At 60.8% G+C, this 23,508-nt stretch carries 21 protein-coding genes and 2 tRNA genes; 16 read left to right on the forward strand and 7 right to left on the reverse strand.

Going from position 1 to position 23,508, the window contains the following annotated elements; genetic code table 11:
- Positions 1-42 precede the first annotated feature (42 nt).
- Together ACSAMP_RS06305 and ACSAMP_RS06310 are read left to right on the forward strand one after the other, a co-directional pair.
- Positions 43-1,368 (forward strand): glucose-6-phosphate isomerase, encoded by a 1,326-nt coding sequence (locus ACSAMP_RS06305; protein ID WP_457799857.1) that lies wholly within the window; start codon positions 43-45, stop codon positions 1,366-1,368.
- 109 nt (positions 1,369-1,477) lie between these two features.
- A complete protein-coding gene (locus tag ACSAMP_RS06310) occupies positions 1,478-1,888 on the forward strand; it encodes a hypothetical protein (protein ID WP_147562820.1) in 411 nt (136 codons plus the stop codon).
- A gap of 361 nt (positions 1,889-2,249) precedes the next feature.
- On the opposite strand, the gene ACSAMP_RS06315 is transcribed toward ACSAMP_RS06310, so the two are convergent.
- Positions 2,250-2,334 (reverse strand) — tRNA-Tyr (locus ACSAMP_RS06315).
- Between the two features lie 11 nt (positions 2,335-2,345).
- Positions 2,346-2,421, reverse strand: a tRNA-Thr gene (locus tag ACSAMP_RS06320).
- A 63-nt stretch (positions 2,422-2,484) separates the two neighbouring features.
- Here ACSAMP_RS06320 and ACSAMP_RS06325 point away from each other — a divergent pair.
- The 6 genes from ACSAMP_RS06325 (at position 2,485) to ACSAMP_RS06350 (ending at position 9,794) form a co-directional block, all read left to right on the forward strand.
- Entirely contained in the window at positions 2,485-2,682 is a 198-nt protein-coding gene (locus tag ACSAMP_RS06325) for an RING finger protein (protein WP_441796383.1), read from the forward strand.
- A gap of 35 nt (positions 2,683-2,717) precedes the next feature.
- Positions 2,718-2,951 (forward strand): hypothetical protein, encoded by a 234-nt coding sequence (locus tag ACSAMP_RS06330; protein ID WP_441796382.1) that lies wholly within the window; start codon positions 2,718-2,720, stop codon positions 2,949-2,951.
- The gene (locus tag ACSAMP_RS06335; protein WP_457799858.1) at positions 2,932-3,243 is read left to right on the forward strand and encodes a sigma-70 family RNA polymerase sigma factor; all 312 of its coding nucleotides are present in this window, start codon (positions 2,932-2,934) and stop codon (positions 3,241-3,243) included. The genes ACSAMP_RS06330 and ACSAMP_RS06335 overlap by 20 nt, the downstream gene beginning before the upstream one ends.
- A 110-nt stretch (positions 3,244-3,353) precedes the next feature.
- Positions 3,354-4,007 (forward strand): HAD family hydrolase, encoded by a 654-nt coding sequence (locus tag ACSAMP_RS06340; protein WP_441796380.1) that lies wholly within the window; start codon positions 3,354-3,356, stop codon positions 4,005-4,007.
- Positions 4,008-4,009: 2 nt separating this feature from the next.
- Entirely contained in the window at positions 4,010-4,831 is an 822-nt protein-coding gene (locus tag ACSAMP_RS06345; protein ID WP_457799859.1) for a TrmH family RNA methyltransferase, read from the forward strand.
- A gap of 616 nt (positions 4,832-5,447) precedes the next feature.
- On the forward strand, positions 5,448-9,794 hold the full coding sequence (locus tag ACSAMP_RS06350) for a leucine-rich repeat protein (RefSeq protein ID WP_457799860.1): 4,347 nt from the start codon (positions 5,448-5,450) through the stop codon (positions 9,792-9,794).
- 244 nt (positions 9,795-10,038) lie between these two features.
- Here the strand turns inward: ACSAMP_RS06350 and ACSAMP_RS06355 are convergent, their stop codons facing one another.
- From ACSAMP_RS06355 to ACSAMP_RS06365, 3 genes are all read right to left on the reverse strand, one after another.
- Positions 10,039-10,542, reverse strand: a complete 504-nt coding sequence (locus ACSAMP_RS06355; protein ID WP_441796376.1) for a hypothetical protein — start codon at positions 10,540-10,542, stop codon at positions 10,039-10,041.
- Positions 10,543-10,656: 114 nt separating this feature from the next.
- On the reverse strand, positions 10,657-11,562 hold the full coding sequence (locus tag ACSAMP_RS06360; RefSeq protein ID WP_457799861.1) for a DNA/RNA non-specific endonuclease: 906 nt from the start codon (positions 11,560-11,562) through the stop codon (positions 10,657-10,659).
- The gene (locus ACSAMP_RS06365) at positions 11,559-11,966 is read right to left on the reverse strand and encodes a ribonuclease Z (RefSeq protein WP_441796374.1); all 408 of its coding nucleotides are present in this window, start codon (positions 11,964-11,966) and stop codon (positions 11,559-11,561) included. The genes ACSAMP_RS06360 and ACSAMP_RS06365 overlap by 4 nt, the downstream gene beginning before the upstream one ends.
- Positions 11,967-12,205: 239 nt before the next feature.
- On the opposite strand from ACSAMP_RS06365, the gene ACSAMP_RS06370 reads away from it, so the two are divergent.
- From ACSAMP_RS06370 to ACSAMP_RS06400, 7 genes are all read left to right on the forward strand, one after another.
- Positions 12,206-12,970: an IclR family transcriptional regulator gene (locus ACSAMP_RS06370; RefSeq protein WP_441796373.1), complete on the forward strand. Its 765-nt coding sequence runs from the start codon at positions 12,206-12,208 to the stop codon at positions 12,968-12,970.
- A 211-nt stretch (positions 12,971-13,181) separates the two neighbouring features.
- On the forward strand, positions 13,182-14,012 hold the full coding sequence (locus tag ACSAMP_RS06375; RefSeq protein WP_441796372.1) for an RraA family protein: 831 nt from the start codon (positions 13,182-13,184) through the stop codon (positions 14,010-14,012).
- Positions 14,013-14,054: 42 nt separating this feature from the next.
- The gene (locus ACSAMP_RS06380) at positions 14,055-14,873 is read left to right on the forward strand and encodes an RraA family protein (protein WP_441796371.1); all 819 of its coding nucleotides are present in this window, start codon (positions 14,055-14,057) and stop codon (positions 14,871-14,873) included.
- Positions 14,874-14,901: 28 nt separating this feature from the next.
- On the forward strand, positions 14,902-15,924 hold the full coding sequence (locus ACSAMP_RS06385; protein WP_441796370.1) for a tripartite tricarboxylate transporter substrate binding protein: 1,023 nt from the start codon (positions 14,902-14,904) through the stop codon (positions 15,922-15,924).
- An 86-nt stretch (positions 15,925-16,010) separates the two neighbouring features.
- Positions 16,011-16,463 carry a tripartite tricarboxylate transporter TctB family protein gene (locus ACSAMP_RS06390; RefSeq protein WP_441796369.1) on the forward strand — a complete coding sequence of 151 codons (453 nt, stop codon included), beginning with the start codon at positions 16,011-16,013 and terminating at the stop codon, positions 16,461-16,463.
- Between the two features lie 15 nt (positions 16,464-16,478).
- Positions 16,479-17,975: a tripartite tricarboxylate transporter permease gene (locus tag ACSAMP_RS06395; RefSeq protein WP_457799862.1), complete on the forward strand. Its 1,497-nt coding sequence runs from the start codon at positions 16,479-16,481 to the stop codon at positions 17,973-17,975.
- Positions 17,976-18,078: 103 nt separating this feature from the next.
- Positions 18,079-18,894, forward strand: coding sequence for a carbon-nitrogen hydrolase family protein (locus tag ACSAMP_RS06400; RefSeq protein WP_457799863.1), 816 nt, complete (start codon positions 18,079-18,081; stop codon positions 18,892-18,894).
- A 260-nt stretch (positions 18,895-19,154) separates the two neighbouring features.
- Here the strand turns inward: ACSAMP_RS06400 and ACSAMP_RS06405 are convergent, their stop codons facing one another.
- Entirely contained in the window at positions 19,155-19,241 is an 87-nt protein-coding gene (locus tag ACSAMP_RS06405; protein WP_441796409.1) for a putative holin-like toxin, read from the reverse strand.
- A 389-nt stretch (positions 19,242-19,630) separates the two neighbouring features.
- Here ACSAMP_RS06405 and ACSAMP_RS06410 point away from each other — a divergent pair, with 389 nt between their 5' ends.
- Positions 19,631-21,844, forward strand: a complete 2,214-nt coding sequence (locus tag ACSAMP_RS06410; RefSeq protein ID WP_457799864.1) for an S-layer homology domain-containing protein — start codon at positions 19,631-19,633, stop codon at positions 21,842-21,844.
- A 154-nt stretch (positions 21,845-21,998) separates the two neighbouring features.
- Here ACSAMP_RS06410 and ACSAMP_RS06415 read toward each other — a convergent pair whose 3' ends face one another.
- The gene (locus ACSAMP_RS06415) at positions 21,999-23,402 is read right to left on the reverse strand and encodes a S1C family serine protease (protein WP_457799865.1); all 1,404 of its coding nucleotides are present in this window, start codon (positions 23,400-23,402) and stop codon (positions 21,999-22,001) included.
- Positions 23,403-23,508 lie beyond the last annotated feature (106 nt).

A 23,508-nucleotide genomic window follows, 5' to 3' on the forward strand; every position in this document is an offset into this window, starting at 1 on the left:
CAGGCAAGCAGTATTCCCGAATTTTTCTAGGAGGGACCTATTATGTTAAAACTGGACCTTTCCAAGCTGGACCAATTTCTGCCCCAGGACTATGTGACCGCCCGTCAGGACGACCTGGCCCAGGCCGCGGACATGCTGGCCCGGCACAACGGCCCCGGCGGGGACTTTACCGGCTGGGTAAATCTGCCCCGGGACTATGACAAGGAGGAGTTTGCCCGCATCAAGGCGGCGGCCAAGAAGATCCAGCAGCAGTCCCAGGTGCTGGTGGTCATCGGCATCGGCGGCTCCTATCTGGGGGCCCGGGCGGTGATCGAGCTGCTGGCCTCCCCCAACTATAACCTGAAGCAGAAAAATACCCTGGACATCTATTTCGCCGGAAACGGCCTGTCCACCGACGCCCTGCTGGAGCTGATCGCCCTCATCGGGGACCGGGACTTCTCGGTGAACGTCATCTCTAAGTCGGGCACGACCACCGAGCCCGCCGTGGCCTTCCGCATCTTCCGGGCCATGCTGGAGGAGAAGTATGGCCGGGAGGGGGCACGGGAGCGCATCTATGCCACCACTGACAAGGCCCGGGGCGCCCTGAAGGGCCTGGCCGACCAGGAGGGCTATGAGGAGTTTGTGGTGCCCGACGACGTGGGCGGGCGGTACTCCGTCCTCACCGCCGTGGGCCTGCTGCCCATCGCCGCCGCCGGACTGGACATCGACCAGCTGATGGCCGGGGCCCAGCGGGCCATGGAGGCGCTGTCCGCCCCCGGTCTTGACAACCCCGCCTGGCAGTACGCCGCCGCCCGGAACGCCCTGTATGAAAGCGGCAAGAAGGTGGAGCTGCTGGCCTGCTACGAGCCCAGCTTCCGCTTCTTCTCTGAGTGGTGGAAGCAGCTCTATGGCGAGAGCGAGGGCAAGGAGAACAAGGGCCTGTTCCCCGCCAGCGTGGAGTTCACCGCCGACCTGCACTCCATGGGCCAGTACATCCAGCAGGGGGAGCGGCTGATGTTCGAGACGGTGGTGAAGTTTGCCCCCAAGGGGGAGTTCATCATCCCCAACGACCCGGCCAATGTGGACGGGCTGAACTTCCTGTCCGGCAAGCCCCTGGCCTTTGTGGCCGAGCAGGCCATGCGGGGGACCATTCTGGCCCACGTGGACGGCGGCGTGCCCAACATCCTGCTGGAGCTGCCCGCCATCGGCGAGGACACGGTGGGCGAGCTGATCTATTTCTTCGAGTATGTGTGCGGCCTGTCCGGCTATCTGCTGAAGGTGAACCCCTTCGACCAGCCTGGGGTGGAGGCATACAAGAAGAATATGTTCGCCCTGCTGGGCAAGCCGGGGTATGAGCAGCTGCGGGAGAGCCTGGAACAGCGGCTTTAAACCTCTGCTTGAGAAAATTCACAGAATCCCGGTTGAAAAAACCGGGAGCGTATGGTAAAATTATAGTGCAAAGGGGGAGCAGCCCCCAAACGTATAAGGAGTGATACACATGATTCGAGTCATCATGGGCAAGAAGGGCTCCGGCAAGACCAAGCAGATGATCGAGATGATCAACAATGCAGTCCAGACCGAGCACGGCAATGTTGTTTGCATCGAAAAGGGCAATAAGCTGACTTTCGATATTCATTATCAGATCCGCCTGGTTGAGGCCAGCCAGTACAACGTCGACAGCTACACCGCGCTGAAGGGCTTTATCAGCGGCCTGTACGCCGGCAACTACGACATCACCCACGTCTTCATCGACAGCCTGACCAAGATCGTGGAGGGCGAGCCCGACCTGGAGACCGAGAAGTTCCTGGATTGGCTGAACAACTTCGGTGAGAAGCACAACATCAAGTTCACCATCACCATCAGCGACGACGAGTCTCTGGCCTCTGACGGCATCAAGAAGTACTTCTAAGAATTCTGCTCTTTGCACAAAAAAGCGCCCTGCGGGAAAGACCCGCAGGGCGCTTTTCGCGTTTTTTCGACAAATCACATGGGGAAAAAGGGGGAAGAAAGGAGAATTTTCAAAAAAATTCGGGAAATTTCAGAGAAAGGTGTACGGAAACGTCCCGCAGCGGGGGGTGTGTCCTGGGGGGTGATATTTCAAGAGGACGAAAATCCGCAAAAAATACCCGCCGAAAAAAGCCGTTTCCCATAATATAAACGAGAAATGCGCACAAAAACAGCAATTGACAGAAAAAGACAGATAAGCTATGCTGGGCACAGAGGTCGGGGAAATAAAAAAACTCGTCGCAAGCACAAGGCTTACGACGAGTTGGTGGAGGAGGGTGGATTCGGACCACCGAAGCGAAACGCAACAGATTTACAGTCTGCCCCCTTTGGCCACTCGGGAACTCCTCCATATGCAGTTGTGGAGCTGGTGGACGGATTCGAACCCCCGACCTGCTGATTACAAATCAGCTGCTCTACCGACTGAGCTACACCAGCGTGTTCGTTGTTCGCTCATCAACTGTCCAACAGCAAGGGATAGTATAGCAGGGGAAAGGGGGATTGTCAAGCATTTTCGCAAAAAAAGTTTTTTCTTTTTTCGGCGGCCCCATCGAGGGGACCAAGCGGCCCGTTTTGCTGCCGCCCCTGCGGGACCGTCAGGCCCTATGGGCGGGGTACTGCTCCCGGTGCGGGGAGGAGAACTATGACACGGACGAGGCGCTGTGTCCCCTGTGCCGGGCGCGGGAAGAAGAGGGCTGACCGAGACGTCAGAAGAGAAGAAGGAGGAGATCTACATGACCTTGCAGGAACTGTCGGTGGAATACCGGGCCCACGCGGAGACGCTGTCCGCCCGGGTGAAGGAGCTGGAGCAGCGCCTGGAGCAGACCAAGAATCCCAGGGAGCGCTGCCTGCTCCAGGACCGCATCCGCATGTTGTCCACCATGGTGCGGGAGGCCAGGGAGCTGGCCGTGCTCACCGAACACTATTACGACAGGGGGTATCGCAGAAATGTCAGATACACGGTATAGAAGAGGGCGGGGCTTTGCCGTGGACATGGCGGTGTATAACCGCCAGATGGCCCCGGACAACGACCAGGAGCTGAGCCTGTTAAAGCGCAACCTGATTCGGGCCTTGAAGGAGGATATCACCCCCCGCCAGCGGGAGACCATGCTGCTGTACTATGGCCAGGGGCTGAACATGCGGGAGATCGGCCTGAAGCTGGGGGTGGACAAGTCCACCGTCTCCCGCACCATCAAGCGGGGGGAGCGTCGGCTCCAGCGCTGCCTGCGCTATGGGGCCAAGGGACTTTTGGAGAGTTAGGAGTTAGGAGTTAGGAGTTAGGAGTTAGGGGGGATGAGTTAGGAGTTGTTGTCTTGAAGGGGCGGGTGTGGTAAAATAGGCGGGACAAAGTTGAGAAATGAGGGAACGACATGCAGCCTTACCGCGCAGTGTGCTTTGATTTTGACTATACCCTGGCCGACGCCACCGACTCTATCGTGGCCGGGTTCCAACATGGCTTTACCAAAATGGGCTGGCCCGCCCCTGACCGGGAGACGGTGCGGGGCACCATCGGCTATCTGCTGGAGGACGCCTATACCATGCTCACCGGGGACAGCGACCCCGCCCGCCGGGCCCAGTTCCGCCCACTGTTTCTGGAGGTGGCCAAGGAGCGCCAGCGCCGGGAGACGGTGCTCTTCCCCGGGGCGGAGGAGCTGCTGCGCGCCCTCCACGGCCACGGGGTGAAGACGGCCATCGTCAGCACCAAGCGGGGGGACACCATCCAATACATCATGGAGCGCTACCACCTGCTGGACCAGCTGGAGTTCGTCATCGGCAGCGAGGACGTCCACGCCCCCAAGCCCGACCCCCAGGGGCTGAACATGGCCCTGGAGCGCATGGGCTTAAAGCCGGAGGAACTGCTGTTCTGCGGGGACACGGTGCTGGACGCCGGGGCGGCGAAAAACGCCGGGTGCCCCTTCTGCGCCGTCCTCAACGGGACCACCCCGGCGGGGGACTTTGCCGACTTTCACCCGGTCCACATCGCCCCCGACCTGTTTGAACTGCGGCAGTGGCTGGAGGGATAAGCATGAACGTCGTTGAGATCACCGACCCCCAGGCATCCCAGCTGGACGTGTACGCCCGCCTCACCGAGGCCCAGCTGCGCTCCCGCCGCAGGCCGGAGGACGGCCTGTTCATCGCCGAGAGCGCTGTGGTCATCGGCCACGCCCTGGACGCGGGCTATCAGCCTGTCTCTCTGCTGATGGAGCGGCGGCAATTAGAAGGCAAGGACCGCCCCCTGGCCCAAAGAGTGGGGGACGTGCCCATCTACGTGGGGGAGCGGGAGGTGCTCTCCGGCATCACCGGCTATGCCCTCACACGTGGGGTGCTGTGCGCCATGCGCCGCCCCGCCCTGCCCACGGTGGAGCAGGTGTGCGCCGGGGCGCGGCGGCTGGCCGTGCTGGAGGGCATCGTGGACGCGGCCAACGTGGGGGCCATCTTCCGCTCCGCCGCCGCATTGGGCATGGACGGGGTGCTGGTCTCCCCCACCTGCATCGATCCCATGTGCCGCCGGGCGGTGCGGGTGAGCATGGGCACCGTGTTCCAGGTCCCCTGGACCTACATCGGGGAGAAGAAGGGGGACTGGCCCCAGGCGGGGCTGGAGCGGCTGCGCAGGCTGGGCTTTGAGACGGCGGCTATGGCCCTGGATGACCGGGCCGTGTCCATCGACGACCCCCGGCTGGAGCGGGACAGGCTGGCCCTGGTCCTGGGCACCGAGGGGGACGGCTTAGACCCGGAGACCATCGCCCGGTGCGACTGCACCGTGTGTATCCCCATGGCCCACGGCGTGGACTCCCTCAACGTGGCCGCCGCCAGCGCCGTGGCCTTCTGGCAGCTGCGGGGGAAGTGATGTTGCCCTCTCAGTCAGCTTCGCTGACAGCTCCCCCACAGGGGGAGCCAAGACGTACCTGTTGCACTGCCTGAAACCACCTGTCATTGCGAGGAGGCCCGGCGGGCCGACGCGGCGATCCGTTTCTCCCGTCCCCCTTGCCTCCCCCGTTGGGGCCGATTCCCCTTGTCAAGGGGAAATGTCCCGAAGGGACAAAAGGGATAGGGAAGGTGCCCCGCAGGGGGCGGAGAGGGTCGCCTGATTACCAGTAACAGGCAACCTACCGACATTTCACGCTAAAAAACCTACATTTCATGTAAAGCTCTGTACTTCCAGGAAAATCGTGCTATAATTAGCCTATACCGTCAGAAAGGGGAGGAGCCGCGTGAAAAATAGCTTGACATGGCGGAACTGTGCCCATATACTGACGGCAGAGCAGAGCAGAGCAGAGCAGAGCAGAGCAGAGCAGAGCAGAGCAGAGCAGAGCAGAGCAGAGCAGTAAACAGCTTCTCTGCCGCTTTTTGCTGTCTGAATCTAAATATCTGGATGAAAAGACCCATTTCCGACACGGAGTAGTTTCGTGCCGGGAATGGGTCTTTTTATATTTTTTCAGAACTTTTTATAGGAGGAAGCGAGTATGAAGAAACGATTATTGGCGCTGTTTATGTCGTTATGTCTGGTAGTTGGATTACTGCCGACGGCGGTGTGGGCGGAGGAATCGTCGGAGGGGGCAGACGTTGCGCTGTCCGGCTCCTGCGGCGACAGCACAAGCTGGACGCTGGAGGAGAACAACGACGACCTCTATTACACCGCCAGTGACGATAATAAGATCTGGCGCTTTTATGAGGATGCCGGCGAGGGCAGAACCAAGGCCCAAGCCTATACCCTGACCATCTCCGGCAGCGGCGCAATGGAGGATTATACCCGCCACACGGCCCCGTGGGGCGTGGCCATTGCGGCAATTCTGAATGCTGCGGGGACCGAAGTGTCTGCTAGCATGGTCAGCGACATTGCAAATCCCCGCATTACTCAGGTGAAGTTTGCGGAGGGCAGCAGCGTGACCCATATCAGCAGCCATGCATTCCGCACCACCAGCATCCGCACCATTACCATTCCCGCCAGCGTGGAGAGCATCGGCGACTATGCGCTGATCCAGTGCCGTCAGCTGCGCTCTATTCAGGAGGAGACCCCCCATGCGGAACGCCCCTTCTATGTGGAAGATGACGTGATCTATGAGCGCTATACCACGGAGGACGGTCAGGACGGGCTTGCGCTGCGTTTCTTCGCTCTGGCGAAGGAGACGGGGGCTTACACCATCAAAGACGGAGTCACCGCTCTGGGCAGCAACTCCATGCAGAAGGCTCAGTTTACCGGCGTGACCATCCCGAAGTCCGTGCGCTCTGTAAACTCCTTTGCTTTTTCCAATTCTAATATCGAATCGGTCACTTTTGCAGGCAGCCCCAGCTTTGGCACAGAGTTTGAGACGGGGGCGACCCCGGGACAGGGTGCATTCAACAGCTGCGAATCCCTGCGTGAAATCAAGAATTTCCCCAATGTTGATGCGCTTCCCGCACAGCTTTTCAGTACGGCTAAGTCGCTGGAGACGTTCACCATTCCCGAAACCGTGACCAGCATCGGAAACAGTGCCTTTTCCAACACGGCTATTACAAGCATAACCATCCCCGCCGGGGTGAAGGAGATGGGAAACGCCCTGTTTTCCACGGATGCTTCCACCGTTGAGGGCGAGGAGCCGACCCGGACCGCTCTTACGGTGACGTTTGAAAAGGGCAGCCAGCTGAGTTCCATCGGGAACTCCTGCTTTGCCGGTCTGGACAGCTATCAGCTCCTCTTTGATCCGGCCGATGCAGACGCTTATAACATGTGTGCCCAGCGGGGCTATCAGGTATCCCTGATTGGACAGGAACTGCCCACCCACGAGTATTTTACATTCGGTTGGGAGAATGCCGACTCTGTTATGATCACCGGACTGACAGAGGCGGGAAAACAGCAGAGTAAGATCGTGATCCCGGACACAGTGTCTGTTGGAGATGCTGCATATTTTGTGACCGGCATCGGACAAGGAGTGTTTGCCGGCACTAATAAGAATGACGGTGCGAACACTACCCTGACCAGTGTTACCATGGGCGCAAACGTGAAACACATCGGCAGCGGCGCATTTCAGTATTGCAGCAAGCTGACAACCGTTGATTTTTCCAAAGCCGCCAAGCTGGAGCACATTGGAGATTCGGCTTTTTACTACACATGCCAGAAGGATACCGACCTGTCCGCCTGTACCGCACTGACAACGATAGGTACCAATGCCTTCCGCTATAGCACAAGTTCCGGCAAAAAGACCGTCAAGCTGCCCGGTTCTATTACAGAGTGGGGCGCATTTGCTCTGGACAATACCGGTGCGGTCGTATCGTTCCCGATCCCCTCTCAGACAATGGAGACCCTGGACGCAGTGCTGAAGGGCGGAACGGACAAATTTACCTTGGGCGGTGTAAGCGGGACCTGGGAGAACCTCTCCTATGAGCTGCGCTATCAGAATGGAGCGTACACCGCAGTCATCACCGGGTACAAGCCCGATATCGACGATGCGGCCAAGGAAAATGTGATCATCCCGGGTACCATCGACGGGGTCAAGGTGACGGAGGTTGCCGACAAGGCCTTCTCCAATGACGGAAATGACAACTATAAGAAGATCAAAACTGTGACCATTGGGGCCAACGTGGCCAAAATCGGGGAGTGTGCCTTTGCCTCCGACGGCAACGTAACGGACGGAACGCTGGAATCTGTGACTTTCTTGCCCGGCATCCCCGTGGAGATCGGCAAACGTGCATTCCAGAAGTATTCCAAGAATAAATCTTTTACGACCTTTGATGCAGGTGACCGTGAGATCAGCTTGGGGCTGAATGTGTTCCTCAACAGCAGCCTGACCACCATCAACATCCCCAGTGTGAAGTCTTTGGGCATTGGTGATTTTTATGGCATAGGCGATCAAGACAAAACGCTGGTCATCAACGGCGGCGCTGCCTGTGTTCCTCTGACGTTTAAAGATTCTACCGGGGGAGAGGCCCAGGTAAATTCTATCAAACATGCTACAGTCTATGCCGTGAATGTGGCGGCGGATAAGGTAACACAGGAGATCAAGGATCTGGGCAGCATTACCAGCAACATCCTCTGCCTGACTGACGGCGGGTCTGTTGACGTTATCAACGGGAACAAAGATGCTGCCACCGGTCTGTACACGCCGGTCTATGTTATGGGCGACGGCAAGGTGTTCGACGGCTGGTATGCCGGTGACACCAAGCTGACCGGCCAGGCTGCTGCCGGCACTACTTACACCGCCCACTGGACCGACAGCCAGTACAAAGTTCCCGACACGCTGGCTCTGGAGGGCTATGTTTACGGCGGCGCCCCCGTTGCCGGAAACACTGAGGTCGCTGCTCCTGCGGAGGAAGCGGATGCTTCTATCACTGTCACCGGCAGCGAACACTTTACGGCGGTGGCAAATGGCTTGAAGATCATCGTCACGCCGAAAGATAAGCTGGCCGCCGGGGAATATAACGAGGCGGTCGTTGTGCGCACCGGCGACGGTGCGACCCACACCATCCATGTGACCCTGACCGTCACCCCCGCTGCGCTGACCATCACCGGCCTGAAGGCTGCAGACCGCAGCTATGACGGGACGACCACCGTTGCCCTGACCGGCGGCGAGCTGGCCGGTGTGCTGCCTGGCGACGATGTGACCGCTGACATGCCTGCCGCCGGCGAAGTGGCGGATGCCAATGTGGGCGAGGGGAAAGCCGTTGCGCTCAAGGACATTGCCCTCTCCGGTACGGATGCCGGGAACTACACCCTGGCCCTGCCCGAGGTGTTTGTGACCATCACCAAAGCCACCCCCGCCATCACCATCAAGGCCGACCCGGCTGCCCTGACCGGCTCCGGTACCGTGACCCTGACGGTGGAGAAGCCCGAGGACGGCGAGGTCAGCGTCACCTGTGACAAGGCCGATGTGAAGGTGACAGCGAACAAGGAGAGCGGCACGTTCTCCGTCACCCTGCCCAACAGCAGCGAGACCTATACCTTCACCGCCACGGTGAAGTATGGCGAGAATGCCAACTATGTGGACGGCACTGCCCCCTGCACCGTGACCGTGACCTATCAGTCCACCAGCCACGGCGGCGGCGGTTCCAGCCGGAACAACAGCTACGCCGTCTCCACCCCCAAGGCGGATAACGGCTCTGTGACGGTGAACAACGGCTCTAACGCCCGTAAGGGCGACACTGTTACCATCACCGTGAAGCCCGATGCGGGTTACGAAATCGACAAGGTGACCGTCACCGACAGCAAGGGCAACAGCGTCTCTGTCACCGACAAGGGCGACGGCAAGTACAGCTTTGTGATGCCCGACAGCAAGGTGGACGTGAAGGCCACCTTCGTCAAGACCGAGACCAAGCCCGGCAAGACCACCTTTGTGGACGTGCCGGACAACAGCTGGTACGCCGATGCGGCGGACTTTGCGGCCAAGCGGGGCCTGATGTCCGGCGTGGGGGAGAACCTGTTCGGCGGCGAGCAGAACACCACCCGTGCTATGCTGATGACCATCCTGGCGAAGCTGGACGGCCAGGACGTGACCGGCGGGGCCACCTGGTATGAGAAGGCCATGACCTGGGCCAAGACCAATGGCGTGTCCGACGGCACCATGCCCGAGAAGAACATCACCCGGGAGCAGCTGGCCACCATGCTGTATGGCTACGCCAAGCTCAAGGGTATGGATACCACCCAGGGCGGCATGGCCGTGCGGGAGTTTGCCGACTATGACAGCATCTCCGGCTGGGCCGGTCAGTCCATGACCTGGGCCGTGAACGCTGGCATCCTGTCTGGTCGCGGGAACAACACTCTGGCTCCCACCGCGGGCGCTACCCGGGCCGAAATGGCCGTGATGCTTCAGCAGTTTGTGGGGCTGATGGAGAAGTAAAATAGCACAAGACAGCAAAAACCCCGGCGGCTTTCGGGCCGCCGGGGTTTACTATTGGGGACGAAGGATACGCGGGCGGACACGGAGGTCCGCCCCTACAAGAGCCATCGTAACCTGGTGTAGGGGCGGACCTCTGTGTCCGCCCGTCGATGGCCGCTGAATTTACGGGGGTCACCCTCATCCGTCATGGCTGCGCCATGCCACCTTCCTCCTGGAAGGGGGAAGGCTTAATGACAAAAAATAATCAGCCGATGGCCACGTAGACGTAGGTCTGGCCGGACATGTTGGCGGCGGCGTACATGAACTCGTTGCTGTAGTAGGAGTAATAGACCGTGAAGCCGCCAGTCTGGATGGCGACCACGTCGTGGCCGCCGCGCCAGGTCATGGCGTTTTGGCCAGTGACGGCCAGGCCGCCGTAGGTATAGGTGGTGCCGTTGCCCGAGCCCTCGGGGATCCACAGGGTGCCGCCGTGGACGGGGCAGGCGTACACCGCCTTGGGGGTGAAGGGCAGGGCGATGCTCTTGCTGGCGGCCCCGTCCCCCACATAGGAGCCCACCGCCACTTTGGGCACCGTTTGGGCCACGGCGGTGAGCTGGTCGCTGCCCGCCTTGGTGTTCAGGGCGGCGGCCAGCGCGGCCAGGGCGTTCTCCAGCTTCAGGTTGTCGCTGTTGAAGTCCTCTCTCAGCACCGGGTCGCTGGCCAGCCACTGATTGAGCTGATAGGTCGTGGTGTGCTTGCTGCTTGCCATAGAAAATTCCTCCTTGATATCCGGGACGAAAAAAGTCCCTTTTACCCAAAAGAGAAACCGTCCCAAAGGTGGGACGGTTTCGTACATCTATGGCAAAAATTTTGAGCGAAAATTTTATGGCTTGCACCGCCCGCAGGGCTGATAGCCCTGGTCGATAAGGGGCTGGCGGGGGCCGGTGTAGTCCTGGCGGTTGGACGACTTGATGTCGGAGATGCCGCCGCAGCTGGGCAGATGGAACTTTTTCGAGCTGATGTTCAGCACATAGGTCCCCTGGGCAGGGTCCGCCTGGCTGGCGTCCCCGGCGCTCTGGCTGTCGGAGGCGTGGTTGTCCCCGGTGGCGTAGTCGATGTCCACCCCGGGCTGCACGTTATAGGCGTAGACGCAAAAGGTAACGCCCTCGCCGTTGTCCTCCACGGACAGCCCCTCCATCAGCACGCCCCGGGCCACCAGGTCCTGGCCCTGGAACACGGGGGTGACCCGATAGAGCACGTGCTGGTCCGTCTCTTTTACATAGTCGGCCACCAGGTTTTCGAAGGGGAGCATCCCCTCGATGTTCAGATAGCGGGTGCCGGTGATGAGATTTTTGGGGTTGGCGTTCTCTCCCGCCAGCTGAAAGCCGATGAGGTGGCAGCGGTTGTACAGGGACTTGCCGTCTACAAAGTCATATTTCACGCTCTGCCAGCCCGTGGGCTTCACCGAGCTGATGTCGCCACGGGGCTCGGTGGGCATCAGCTCCCGGCAGATGTTGGCGTAGGCCGTGCCGCAGCGGCCCAGGCTGTCCAGCTCGCTGTAGGTCTCAAAGGCCTCTGTGGTCAGCTCGTCCTGGGTAAAGAAGGGCTGATTGTCGTTGACGGCGATGTAGGCGTCGCCGGAATAGGTGGGGATGTCGTCCAGGGAGACGGCCCCCGCCGCTTGGCTCCAGTCCCCGGGCAGCGCGCCCTGACAGGCGGACAGGGCCAGCACCAGGGCCAGCAGCAGGGGGAAGAGCTTTAGTTTCTTCCATTGGCTGAATCGTGTCATGGTCTATAGACCTCCTCTGTGATCTTCTCGTGGGATGTGCCGGGAAAGTCGGCGGTCTCTACCAGCTTCCAGCCCGTCAGGGGCCAGGGGAAGGTCACGTCGCCGGGGTAGCTCCGGTTCCAGCGATAGAGCACCAGCTCCTCCGCCCCCCGGGCCCCGATGAGCTCCCGCCCGTCCTCCACGAACCACAGCTCCCCGGCCCCGGCCTGGTCTGCGCAGTGGTCGCTGACGCGGATGTTGTCCGCCTGGCAGTCGGCAAACTGCCGGGCGGAGTATTCCGACATCCAGATGGTCCGCCCGGCTGCCCGTTGTAGCAGGCGCTGCCGCAGGGCGGCGTCCTGGCTCTGGCGGCGGCGGTTGAACAGCATCCCCATCCGGTCATCCACGCAGGCAATGACGATCATGGGTCTCTCTCCTTCCGTACTTCCCAAATTTTTTTGTACCCGCCACACAGGGGATAGGGCACGCTTGTTAATGTTTATCATACCTGATTCTCTGCAAAAACGCCACCCCTGAATTTTACTGGGGGCAAAAATGCAGCGATTCATGCAGAAACAGAAAAGTTTCCACACAGGAAACTCTTGACGCGAAAATGGAAACCTTGTACAATGGCACCAAACATGCTTTTGGAAGGAGCAGAACTATGAATTCAGCCGAAAAGACCGCCGCCCTGCTCAAGCTGCTGGGGCAGGCCCCTTATGTCCACGGCGTGACCGAGCTGGGGGAGAAGATCGGGTGCAGCAAAAGCGGCACCTATAAGCTGCTGGCCGCCCTGGTCCAGAACGGACTGGCCGCCCAGACGGTGGACCGGAAATATACCCTTGGCCCGGCGGTGTATATCCTGGGCAAGACCTATGAGGACCGGATCGGCCTGTCCCGGATGATCCGGCCCTATCTCATCCGCCTGCGGGACCTGACGGGGGAGAACGCCTCCTTCAGTATGCTGGTGGGGGGCAAGGCCAACCTGATCTATCGGGAGGAGAGCCTCCAGCTGGTGCGGGTGGCGGGCAGCGTGGGCCAGGAGCGGCCCCTGTACGCCGGTTCCACGGGCAAGGTGCTGGGGGCCTTTCAGGACGAGGAGGAGATCCGCCGCCGCCTGATGGACGAGCCGCTCACCCCCTTCACCCCCCGCACCATCACCTCCCCCCAGGCCCTTTTGGAGGAGTATGCCGCCATCCGCAAGCAGGGCTATGCCATCAGCGACGGGGAGCTGAACATCGAGACCATCGGCATCGGCGCGCCGGTGCGGGACGAGTCGGGCAATGTGTGGGCCGCCATCTCCATCGGCGCCCCCCGGATGCGGGTGGACGACGCCAAGCTGGACCGGTATATCTTTTTGGTGACGGAGATCGCCGCCGAGATGTCCCGGGATCTGACCCGGGGAACGGTGGGAGACTCTCTGAAATAAACGGGAACATCACAGACGATAGTTTTCTATTAAGAAACTTTATTGTTTTATTCTATCAATTTGGAAACCCGAAATTATTCACAACTCCAAACTTTTTCTGTAGTGTGTTAAACTTCTTGAAGTCTATCTTGCATTATGCTAGGATATCGGTGAACCAAGTTTCCCTTTTGGAAACATTTTAGAACACCGACGCAAAGGAGTTGCTGAAATCATGGATCTGAGTCAGGTCGAAGTGTATAACAAGGAAGTGGCGGAGCAGCGCGCCCAGCGCGACAAGGACTACGCCGAGTACGAGGCCGCCGGGCGCATCTGGGGCCTGGTCCCCCGTGAGCGCATCACCAAGATCAAGTTCCCCCGTGTGAAGAAGGAGATCATCGACGGCTATCTGTCCATGGATGACATGTCCACCACCGTCTCTGACGTGCTGGACGGCTATGGCATCGACGGCGCCATCCCCTCCTCTTACCTGAAGCCCGTCATCCCCGGCAGCAAGATCTGCGGCCCCGCCGTGACCATCCGCAACATCCCCGTGCGCAAGACCCCCACCCAGGGCGCCCACGACCACGACTTCATCGCCATGTCCACCCGTGACATCTATTACATCGGCGAGCCCGGCGACGTGCTGGTGTCTGACTTCGGCGGCAACCTGGATGTGTCCAACATGGGCGGCCAGAGCTGCACCGTGGGCAAGAACTGCGGCTTCGCGGGCAACATCGTCAACGGCTGCTGCCGGGACGTGTCCTCCATCCGGGACTATAACTACCCCGTGTTCTCCTGCGGCACCACCCAGATCACCGGCAAATACCGCATGGAGTGCGTGGAGATGAACGGCCCCGTCACCCTGTGCGGCAAGCTGGTCATCCCCGGCGACCTGATGGTGGCCGACGACTCCGGCGTGTGCATCGTCCCCTATGAGCTGGCCGAGCCCGTTCTGGAGCAGTGCCTGAAGATCGCCGCCAGCGAGGAGCGCATGCGCCAGCTCATCGAGAGCAAGGCCCCCATCTCCGAGCTGCGCCCCCTGTTCCGCGCCCGCTATAAATAAGGCCGGAACGCCAGCTTTGAAACGAGAAAGGAAGTTTTTCGCATGATGGACCCGAAAGTTGAGGCCGAGTACGAGGAGTATAAGGCCGCTGGCCGCATCTGGGGCGTGATCGACAAGGAGAACATCAAGAAGATCAAGTTCCCCCGGGTGCCCAAGGAGATCGTAGACGGCTTTAAGGCCCTGGAGGATGACCTGACCGGCACGGTCAGCGACATTCTGGACGCCCTGGGCTATAACAAGGTCATCCCCGCCAACGTGCTGCCCCCCATCGAGCCCGGCCACCTGATCGTGGGCACCGCCGTGACCCTGCGCAGCATCCCCATTGAGAAGACCACCACCCAGGGCCTGCGGGACCACGACTTTATCAAAATGGCCTCCCGGGAGGTCAACTATCTGGCCGAGCCCGGCGACGTGCTGGTGGGCGACGCCGGCGGCATGACCGAGATGAGCAGCATGGGCGGCCAGTCCTTTGTCTCCGCCAAGATCCGCGGCCTGGAGGGCGTAGTCATCGACGGCGCGGTGCGGGACGTGGGCGAGATCCGCAAGTATGGCGTGCCCACCTGGTGCCGGGGCGCAACGCCCAAGACGGGCAAGTGCCGCATCGAGGCCATGGAGATCAACGGCCCCGTGGTGCTGGCCGGTATCCAGATCAACCCCGGCGACCTGATCATCGCCGATGACTCCGGCATCTGCGCCGTGCCCCCGCAGCACGCGGCCTATGTGCTGAAGAAGTGCCAGGAGATCCTGCCTGACGAGGAGGTCATGCGGGAACTCATCGAGCGGGACGCCCCCATCTCCGAGATCAAAAAGCTGTTCCGCAAGCGCTATACCGACGACGACAACCCCAACACCCAGAAATAAAGAATAAAGATAATAGGAGGACCAGACTATGAAAAAGATCCTTGCGGCCGCGATGGCCCTTGTCCTTGCGATGTCTATGACCGCCTGCTCTCAGGGCGCTTCCAATTCCTCCAGCTCCGCCGCTTCCGGTTCCGGTTCTGCCGCGGGCAGCGACGCCTCTGACGGCGGCTATCAGTTCACCGGCACCGTCACCATCACCGTGCCCTTTAACGCCGGCAGCAACACCGACAGCCAGGTCCGCTTCATCCAGCCCTATCTGGAGAAGCACCTGGGCGTGAACACCGTGGTGGTCAACGCCGGCGGCGCTTCCGGCACCATCGGTACCACCGACTTCCTGGGCCAGAACGCCGACGGGACCAACATCCTGTTCAGCCTGCCCACCCCCACCGTGTATAAGCCCGCCGGAGGGGACACCGAGTACACCGTGGACGACCTGATCCCTGTGGCCCAGGTCTCCGCCTCCCCCTTCTATATGGCCGTGTCAGCCGAGAACAAGGACTTTACCGACGGCGCCTCTCTGCTGGAGTATATCAAGGCCAACCCCGGCAAGTTCACCTATGCCAACGCCGGTAACGGCGGCATCGCCCACCTGGCCTTTGCCTCCTTTCTGAAGGCCGAGGGCCTGGACGCCCTCAGCGTCCCCTTCACCGGCGGCACCGCCGACTGCTACACCGCCGTGATGGGCGGCCACGTCATGGGCCACGCCGTCAGCGAGCCCGACCTGGTGGGCCGCACCGACTATAACGTGCTCATCAACCTGGGCACCAAGTCCACCACCCCCGGCTTTGAGAACATCCCCACCCTGGCCGAGCTGGGCTACGAGGGCTATTGCACCGACACCTTCGCCGGCTTCTATTACATGAAGGGCGTGGACCAGGCCGCTGTGGACGCCTTTGACGCCGCCGTGAAGGCCACCCTGGAGGACCCCGATTTCCAGAAGGCCGCTGAAGAGGCCAACTTCGGTTATAACTATGCCAACTCTGCCGACTTTACCGACATGATCCACAACACCGTGGAGCTCATCACCCCCGTCCTGGCCGAGCTGGGCTGATAGACTGATCAGATCGGCCTGCTGTCTCCCCAGCCGGGGAGGCAGCAGGCCCGTCCTTTCCCTGCCGTGATAACGAGGTGAATTCATTGAACAAACGTAATTTCTTCAGCAGTCTTTTTGTCCTCGCTTTCTTTATTTTCTTCTATGTCTATGCCCAGGGACTCAGCGACAGCGCCGCCTATTGGCCCAAGCTCATCTGCATAGTGGGCGGGGCCCTGTCCGTGGCCAACGCCGCCGTGGCGGGCGTCCAGTGGCAGAAGAGCCGGGACCACGCCGCACTGTTCCCCCTGAATTTGTCCCAGCTGAAGCGCTCCGCCGTGCTGTTGATCGTGGCCGCCCTGTGGGTGTTCCTGGTGCCCATCGTGGGCTATCTGGTCACGGCCACTCTGGCCACCCTGGCGGTGGTGCTCTTTTTCGAGCCCAAGCGGGACAAGGCCCACGTCATCCGCGACGTGGTGGTCACCCTGATCTTTTCCGTTGTCATCTATCAGCTCTTCGCCCTGCTGGGGGTCCACTTCCCCAAGGGCCTGCTGCTGTGAAAGGAGAGAAGCGTCATGTCTGAGATCATTGGATATATTATCACGGCCTTCTCCCCGATCAATCTGCTGTTTGCCCTGATGGGCACAGTGGTGGGCATCACCGTGGGCGCGCTGCCCGGCTTTACCCCCACCATGGGCATCGCCGTTTTGATCCCCATCACCTATAGCATGGACCCCACCACCGCCCTGGTGTTTTTGGGTGCTATCTACTGCGGCTCTATGTTCGGCGGGTCCATCTCCGCCATCCTCATCAACACCCCCGGCACCAGCGCCGCCGCCGCCACCGCCATGGACGGCTATGCCATGACGGCGAAGGGCAAGTCCCACGCCGCGCTGGTAGAGGCGTCGGTGGCCTCCTTCTGGGGCGGCATCGTCAGCGTGCTGGCCCTCATCTTCCTGGCGCCGCCCCTGGCCAAGTTCGCCTTCCAGTTCGGCCCCCAGGAGAAGTTTATGATGGCCCTGTTCGGCCTGACCATCATCGCCTCCCTGTCCACCAAGGACGTGCTGAAGGGCCTGATGATGGGCTGTGTGGGTCTGGTGGTGGCCTGCATCGGCATGGACCCCATGCAGGGCCAGGCCCGGTTCACCTTTGGCAACCACTTTTTGATGGGCGGCATCACCATGATCCCCGCCGTCATCGGCCTGTTCAGCGTCTCCCAGATCTTCACGACCATCAAAGACCCCATCGTTCCGGCGGATAAGAGCATGATCGCCCAGTTCAAGGCGGCCAAGATCCACCTGAAGGACCTGGTCCGCTATCCCGTGGTCTATCTCCGCTCAGCCATCATCGGAATCGTGGTGGGCATCATCCCCGGCACCGGCGGCGACGTGGCCTCCTATGTCTCCCACAACACCGGGCGGATGTTCAGCAAGGAGGAGGACTTCGGCCACGGGGCCCGGGAGGGCGTGGCCTGCTGCGAGGCGGCCAACAACGCCGTCACCGGCGGCACCCTGATCCCCACCCTGACCCTGGGCGTCCCCGGCAACGCCACCACCGCCGTGCTGCTGTCCGGTCTGACCATCCACGGCCTGACCCCCGGCTATGGCCTGTTCACCACCGAGAAGCAGATCACCTATCCCTTCATCTGCGCCCTGTTCATCGCCAACCTGATGATGGTGCTCATCGGCATGTTCGGCGCCAAGCACTTTGCCAAGGTCACCCTGACCCCCAAGAACATCCTCAGCGCCTTTGTGCTGTCCCTGAGCATCATGGGCACCTATGCCGTCCGGGGCAACCTGCGGGACGTGGTGGTCATGCTGGTCTTCGGCGTCATCGGCTATATCCTCAAGCTCTACAAGTACAACGTGGTCCCCATCGTGCTGGGCCTGATCCTGGGTCCCATTGCCGAGGCCGGCCTGTCCCAGGCCCTGCTGCTCAACGGCAACTCCCTCTCCGCTACCCTGGGCACCCTGTTCGTGCGCCCCATCTGCGTGGTGCTGATGATCCTGATGGTCATCTCCGTCTGCACCCCCTTCATCATGGAGGCCCGCAAAGGCAAGCAGAGCAAGTAATTTCACCCTCCTAAAAAAGACCGGCGTGCCTTGTCAAATACTTTGACAGACGCGCCGGTCCCATTTTATAATATTTTTAAATAAACGTTCAGGAGGTCTCATCATGCGCGTCGCACTCATTCAGATGTCCGTCACGGCGGACAAAGAGAAGAACATCACTGTGGCCTGTGAATATATCCGCCGGGCGGCGGAGCAGGGGGCGGACATGGCGGTGCTGCCAGAGATGTTCTGCTGCCCCTATGACAACGGCTGTTTCCGGGCCTATGGGGAGGAAGCGGGCGGTCCCGCCCAGACGGCCCTGTCCAAGACCGCGGCGGAGCTGGGCATCTATGTGGTGGGCGGTTCCCTGCCCGAACTGGAGGGCGGACGCGTCTATAACACCTCCTATGTCTATGGCCGCCGGGGGGAGCTTTTGGCCAAGCACCGGAAGGTCCACCTGTTCGACATCGACGTGGCGGGCGGCCAGCGCTTTATGGAGTCGGACACCCTGTCCCCCGGGGACCAGATCACCACCTTTGACACGGAGTTTGGCCCCATGGGTCTGTGCATCTGCTTTGACCTGCGCTTTGAGGAGCTGGCCCGGTGCATGTGCCTGCGGGGCTGCCAGGCCATCGTCGTCCCGGCAGCCTTTAACATGACCACCGGCCCCGCCCACTGGGAGCTGCTGTTCCGCCAGCGGGCGGTGGACAACCAGTGCTTCACCCTGGGCTGCGCCCCCGCCAGGGACGAGAGCGGCAGCTATGTGTCCTATGGAAACTCCATCGCCGTGGACCCCTGGGGCACAGTGCTCTGCCGGGCCGACGAAAAAGAGACGATTTTGTATGCCGACCTGGACCTGGCCCGCGTGAAAGCCGTGCGCCAACAGCTGCCCATCCTGTCTGCCCGCAGAACGGATCTGTATGAGATCAGGGAAAAATAATTATGGGGACGGCCCTCTCAGTCAGCTGCGCTGACAGCTCCCCCACGGGGGGAGCCAAGTTCCTGGCCACGTCATTGCGAGGAGGGGCAAAGCCCCGACGCGGCAATCCGTATCCCACGCAAAAAACAAATCCCCCGACGGGGGGATTGACAAACTTCCAAATCATGTTATACTAAAGCTAAAGAGAGGCGCTGCCGGTAGACGGGGGCCCCTCAATGTTGCTTTAGAGAAGTAATCGCCAAAGCTTGGGGGCTGGGCGGTTACTTCTTCTTATTTACCTGGAGAACCAGAGAAATGATGCTGACGATCAGGATACCGAGCTGAAACAGGTCGGAATAAGTGACCATGACATCACCCCCCTCCGATGTAGTGGAGGAGGTTCAAAGAAGTGTGGCCTCCTCCCGAAAGAGGGACCCCCGCCTACCGCATACTGGCAGCGCCAGCGCATATCCATGCGCCAGGGTCATTGTAGCATAATATGTAGAATTTGGCAAGAGTTGATTGGCTCTCTCAGTCACGGCTGTGCCGTGCCAGCTCCCCCGGAGGGGGAGCCAAGATTGTACCTGTCATTGCGAGGAGCGCAGCGACGCGGCAATCCGTAACCCATGATTATGATAGATTTTCCAAGATTCCGGTTTTTCCCCTTGCTTTTGCCACGGGTCGCCGTATAATAAAGTTACCTGTGGAAAAGGAGAGTCCATTTTTGGGAAAAATTGAAACTTAGGAGGTCTTTTTCGTGAAAAAACTGTTCCGCCGCCTGATGGCGGTGGCCGTGGCAGCTGCCCTGACTGCGGGGATGTGCATCACCGCCTCGGCCTACACCTATCCCTCCGCCTATTGGAAGCTCCACGACGCCTGGAGCCAGGCCGTGGCCGCCAAGAGCGCCGACCAGGTGCTCACCGTGGCCCAGCAGACCTATGACCTGCTGATGAAGGACCCGCTGTGCGCCGACATCTGCAACAATCTGGAGAGCAAGTGCGCCCGGGCCTCCTGGTGCGCGGAGATGAAGGGCGATTTGGCCGGGGCCGTGAAGTGGCTGGAGCGGGAGCGCACCTTTGCCCAGTGGCTGGATAAGAACGTGACCAGCTATAAAGATGCCCTGCTGAACATCGACGCCCGCTTAGAGCAGCTCAACGCCGCCCGGGGCGTGGAGGTCTATGCCCTTCAGGAGGGGGCGGGCAAGTCCTTCTCCGGCTCCGGGGCCGCGGCCAACGGCACCTGGTACGGCTCCGCTGTGGGCGGCTCCCGCACCGGCGAGTCCGCCAGCCTGATGTACGTCAACTTTATGGACGGCTACTCCGTGGACTATTGGATCAACTATTATAAGAGCACCTCCGCCGCCTTTGCCTCCGCCGCCGACGGCGGGGTGATCGAGTTGGCCTGGAACTTCAGCCCCGAGTCCACCGCCGGGGCCCAGCGGGTGCTGGACAGCGCCGCCGACAGCTACATCGCCGAGGGCCTGCGGGCCATGGGCAGCCTGAACGCCACGGTGCTGCTACGCATCGGTGCGGAGATGAACAACTGGTCCTCCATCGACAGCGCCACGTATATTCAGGCATTCCAGAAGATCGCCGCCCAGGCCCATCAGTATTCCAACATCAAGACGGTGTTCTCCCCCGCGACGATCAGTGACCGGAACCACACCATTGCCGAGTTCTATCCCGGCGACCAGTATGTGGACTGGATCGGCGTGTCCGACTATCAGAACAGCGCCTACGCCGGACAGGCTGCCGCCTATACCTTTGACGCGGCGGCCTATGGCAACGACGCCTACTATGGCCGGGGCCTGTACTCCTCTGACCCCCTGACCCTGGTGCGGCCCATCGCCCGCCTGGCCCAGCAGCACAACAAGCCCCTGATGATCAGCGAGTGCGGCTTCTCCTACACCAGCGCCGCCGGCGGCGACCAGACCGCCTATGCCGCCGACCAGCTGAACAAGCTCTATTCCTATGCCAACATGATCTTCCCCCAGACCAAGGCCGTGTTCTATTTCGACAAGGATATGTCCGGCTCCGCCTATCACTATGCCCTGTCCGGCAGCTCCACCCTGGCCAGCACCTATGAGAGCGCCATCCAGGCCAACGGCTCCTATCTGAAGGCGGGCCAGACCTCCGCCCCTGCCTGGACCGCCCTGTCCAACGTGAGCCAGGGCCAGGGCCGCATCCAGCTGGCCACCTATGCCGTGTTCCCCTCCTCCGCTGCCACCACCGTGACCTATTACGTGGACGGCAAGGCGGTGTACTCCAGCAGCAAGGCCCCCTATTACTACACCCTGGACTGCGACGCCCTGTCCTCCGGCAGCCACAAGCTGTATGTCATCGCCACCAACGGTAAGTTCACCGTCAACGGCAGCGCCAGCGGCAAGACCTATACCATTCAGACCCAGGAGAGCGAGGGCTATCACCCCTCCTCCGCCGATGACTGGGCCCGGGACCTGCTGGACACCGCCTATGACAAGGGCCTGCTGACCGACCGCACCGACAGCGGCTTCCAGAACCAGATCACCCGCCTGCAGTTTGCCGACCTGGCGGTGAACCTCATTGAAAAGGCCACCGGCAAGAGCGTCGCCCCCGCCGAAAATACCTTCCAGGACACCAGCGACCCCGCCGTGCTCAAGGCTGTGGCCGCCGGGGTCACTGCGGGCAAGAGCGAGGACCGCTTCGCCCCCAACGACAAGATCACCCGCCAGGAGATCTGCGTCATGCTGAACCGGGTCATCGAGTATGTGGACCAGAGTCGGGGCAGCCAGACCCTGACCAACGCCAGCACCCAGATGGACCCCAAATTCACCGACTCCGCCAACATCGACAGCTGGGCCGTGAACTCCGTGGCCCTGCTGACCAACAACGGCCTGATGTCCGGCAAGGACGGCGGCCGGGTGGCCCCGAAAGATAAGACCAAGGTAGAGGAGGCCGCCATCCTCATCCTGGCTCTGTATAACAAGTTCTGAGCTTCGCTCACCGCAAAAAGCACCCCGGCCCGCAAGATAAATTCTTGCGGGCCGGGGTGTTTCTGGAATAGAGAGAAAAAAGAGAGGAAAGAAAAGAGAAAAGAAGAAAAAGAGGAAAATCAGAATGATCGGAAACTTAAGCTATGGGGCAGGCTTACCAGTTGAAGCCGCCGAAAGGCCACTGGTAATAGCCGCCCTGGCCCTGCTGAGACTGCTGGCCCTGCTGGCTTTGCTGGGACTGCTGGTTCTGCTGGATCTGGTTGTTGGCCTCGGTCTCGGAATTCTTCTCGTCAAAGGTGATGGTCAGCTTCTGCTCCTTCTGGTCCCGGACGATGGTCAGCGTGGCCTTGTCCCCGGCCTTATAGTTGCTGGACAGGGCGGCGGTGAGGGCGGAGGAGGAGTCGATGGCGGTGTCATCGATGGCGGTGATGATGTCGCCCACCTGAAGGCCAGCCTTCTGGGCGCAGGAGCCGTCGGCCACATACTGCACGGCGGCGCCGGCTGCCACGCCATAGCGCTGGGCCTCGTCAGAGACGTTGGTCACCTGAACGCCCATATAGGGCTTGCCGGTGACATAGCCGTGCTCCATCAGGTCGGACAGGATGTCCTTCACGTCGTTGATGGGGAGGGCGAAGCCCAGGCCCTCGGCGGACACGCCGGAGCCGGACTGGGTATACTTGGCGGAGACGATGCCCACCACGTTGCCATAGCTGTCAAACAGGGGGCCGCCGGAGTTGCCGGGGTTGATGGCGCAGTTGGTCTGCAGCACGTTCAGGGTGGTGCTCACCGTCTGGCCGTTGGAGTCGGTGCTGCTGGTGGTGATGAGCCGGTCCAGGGCGGAGACGATGCCGTCAGTGAAGGAGTAAGTCAGCTCGCCCAGGGGGTTGCCGATGGCATAGACGCTCTGGCCAACGACCAGCTTGTCCGAGTCGCCCAGAGTGACGGGGGTCAGGCCGGTGGCGTCGATCTTCAGCACGGCCACGTCGTTGTCCTTCTCGCCGCCCACCAGCTTGGCGGTGTACTTGTCGCCGTTTTCAAAGGCCACCTCCACAGACACGGAGGAGTCGTTGGCCGCCTCCTCAATGACGTGGTAGTTGGTGACGATGTAGCCGTCCTGGGTGAGCACAAAGCCGGAGCCGGAGGCCGCCGAGGTGGTGGCCTGGCCGAAGATGTTCACCGTTGTCGTGGAGACGGTGATGCCCACGCAGGAGCCAAGATTAGCGGCGTATAGCTGCTCGGGGGTCATGGCCTTGCCGCTGTTGCTGTTCACCACGGTCTGGACCTGGGGGTGATCCACCGCCTCGTAAATGGTGGTGGAGCCGGAGCCGTTGAAGTGGCCGTACAGGGCCGCGCCGCCCACGCCAGCGCCGCCGCCCACGATGGCACAGGCCAGGATCAAAGCGGCGATGCGCTTGCCGCTGCCGCCCTTTTTATTGGGGGCCTGTCCCGGATGATTGGGCTGAACAGGGCCGCCGCTGGTGGGGATGGGGTCGCTGTAGTCGCCAAAGCCGCCCCGGTATCCGTCGTTCTCGCTGTTATAAAAATTGAAGTCGTCCATACTGGTCAAACTCCCCTCAAATTTTTGTCGTATTTCGTGTTCCCCTTGGAACTGTGGATATGATAGCGCGGAAATATGAAGAAAGCATGAAGAAAAACATATCATT

It is taken from the genome of Flintibacter sp. SJQ-8, from assembly GCF_054108085.1.

Excerpts from the sequence above, each read along its gene's own strand:
- ACSAMP_RS06385 (WP_441796370.1), top strand. The coding sequence starts at position 14,902 with ATGAAAAAGATCCTTGCGGCCGCGATGGCCCTTGTCCTTGCGATGTCT.
- ACSAMP_RS06400 (WP_457799863.1), top strand. The coding sequence starts at position 18,079 with ATGCGCGTCGCACTCATTCAGATGTCCGTCACGGCGGACAAAGAGAAG.
- ACSAMP_RS06360 (WP_457799861.1), bottom strand. The coding sequence starts at position 11,562 with ATGACACGATTCAGCCAATGGAAGAAACTAAAGCTCTTCCCCCTGCTG.
- ACSAMP_RS06310 (WP_147562820.1), top strand. The coding sequence starts at position 1,478 with ATGATTCGAGTCATCATGGGCAAGAAGGGCTCCGGCAAGACCAAGCAG.
- ACSAMP_RS06345 (WP_457799859.1), top strand. The coding sequence starts at position 4,010 with ATGAACGTCGTTGAGATCACCGACCCCCAGGCATCCCAGCTGGACGTG.
- ACSAMP_RS06355 (WP_441796376.1), bottom strand. The coding sequence starts at position 10,542 with ATGGCAAGCAGCAAGCACACCACGACCTATCAGCTCAATCAGTGGCTG.
- ACSAMP_RS06405 (WP_441796409.1), bottom strand. The coding sequence starts at position 19,241 with ATGGTCACTTATTCCGACCTGTTTCAGCTCGGTATCCTGATCGTCAGC.
- ACSAMP_RS06375 (WP_441796372.1), top strand. The coding sequence starts at position 13,182 with ATGGATCTGAGTCAGGTCGAAGTGTATAACAAGGAAGTGGCGGAGCAG.
- ACSAMP_RS06350 (WP_457799860.1), top strand. The coding sequence starts at position 5,448 with ATGAAGAAACGATTATTGGCGCTGTTTATGTCGTTATGTCTGGTAGTT.
- ACSAMP_RS06395 (WP_457799862.1), top strand. The coding sequence starts at position 16,479 with ATGTCTGAGATCATTGGATATATTATCACGGCCTTCTCCCCGATCAAT.
- ACSAMP_RS06365 (WP_441796374.1), bottom strand. The coding sequence starts at position 11,966 with ATGATCGTCATTGCCTGCGTGGATGACCGGATGGGGATGCTGTTCAAC.
- ACSAMP_RS06370 (WP_441796373.1), top strand. The coding sequence starts at position 12,206 with ATGAATTCAGCCGAAAAGACCGCCGCCCTGCTCAAGCTGCTGGGGCAG.
- ACSAMP_RS06330 (WP_441796382.1), top strand. The coding sequence starts at position 2,718 with ATGACCTTGCAGGAACTGTCGGTGGAATACCGGGCCCACGCGGAGACG.
- ACSAMP_RS06340 (WP_441796380.1), top strand. The coding sequence starts at position 3,354 with ATGCAGCCTTACCGCGCAGTGTGCTTTGATTTTGACTATACCCTGGCC.
- ACSAMP_RS06335 (WP_457799858.1), top strand. The coding sequence starts at position 2,932 with ATGTCAGATACACGGTATAGAAGAGGGCGGGGCTTTGCCGTGGACATG.
- ACSAMP_RS06415 (WP_457799865.1), bottom strand. The coding sequence starts at position 23,402 with ATGGACGACTTCAATTTTTATAACAGCGAGAACGACGGATACCGGGGC.
- ACSAMP_RS06380 (WP_441796371.1), top strand. The coding sequence starts at position 14,055 with ATGATGGACCCGAAAGTTGAGGCCGAGTACGAGGAGTATAAGGCCGCT.
- ACSAMP_RS06305 (WP_457799857.1), top strand. The coding sequence starts at position 43 with ATGTTAAAACTGGACCTTTCCAAGCTGGACCAATTTCTGCCCCAGGAC.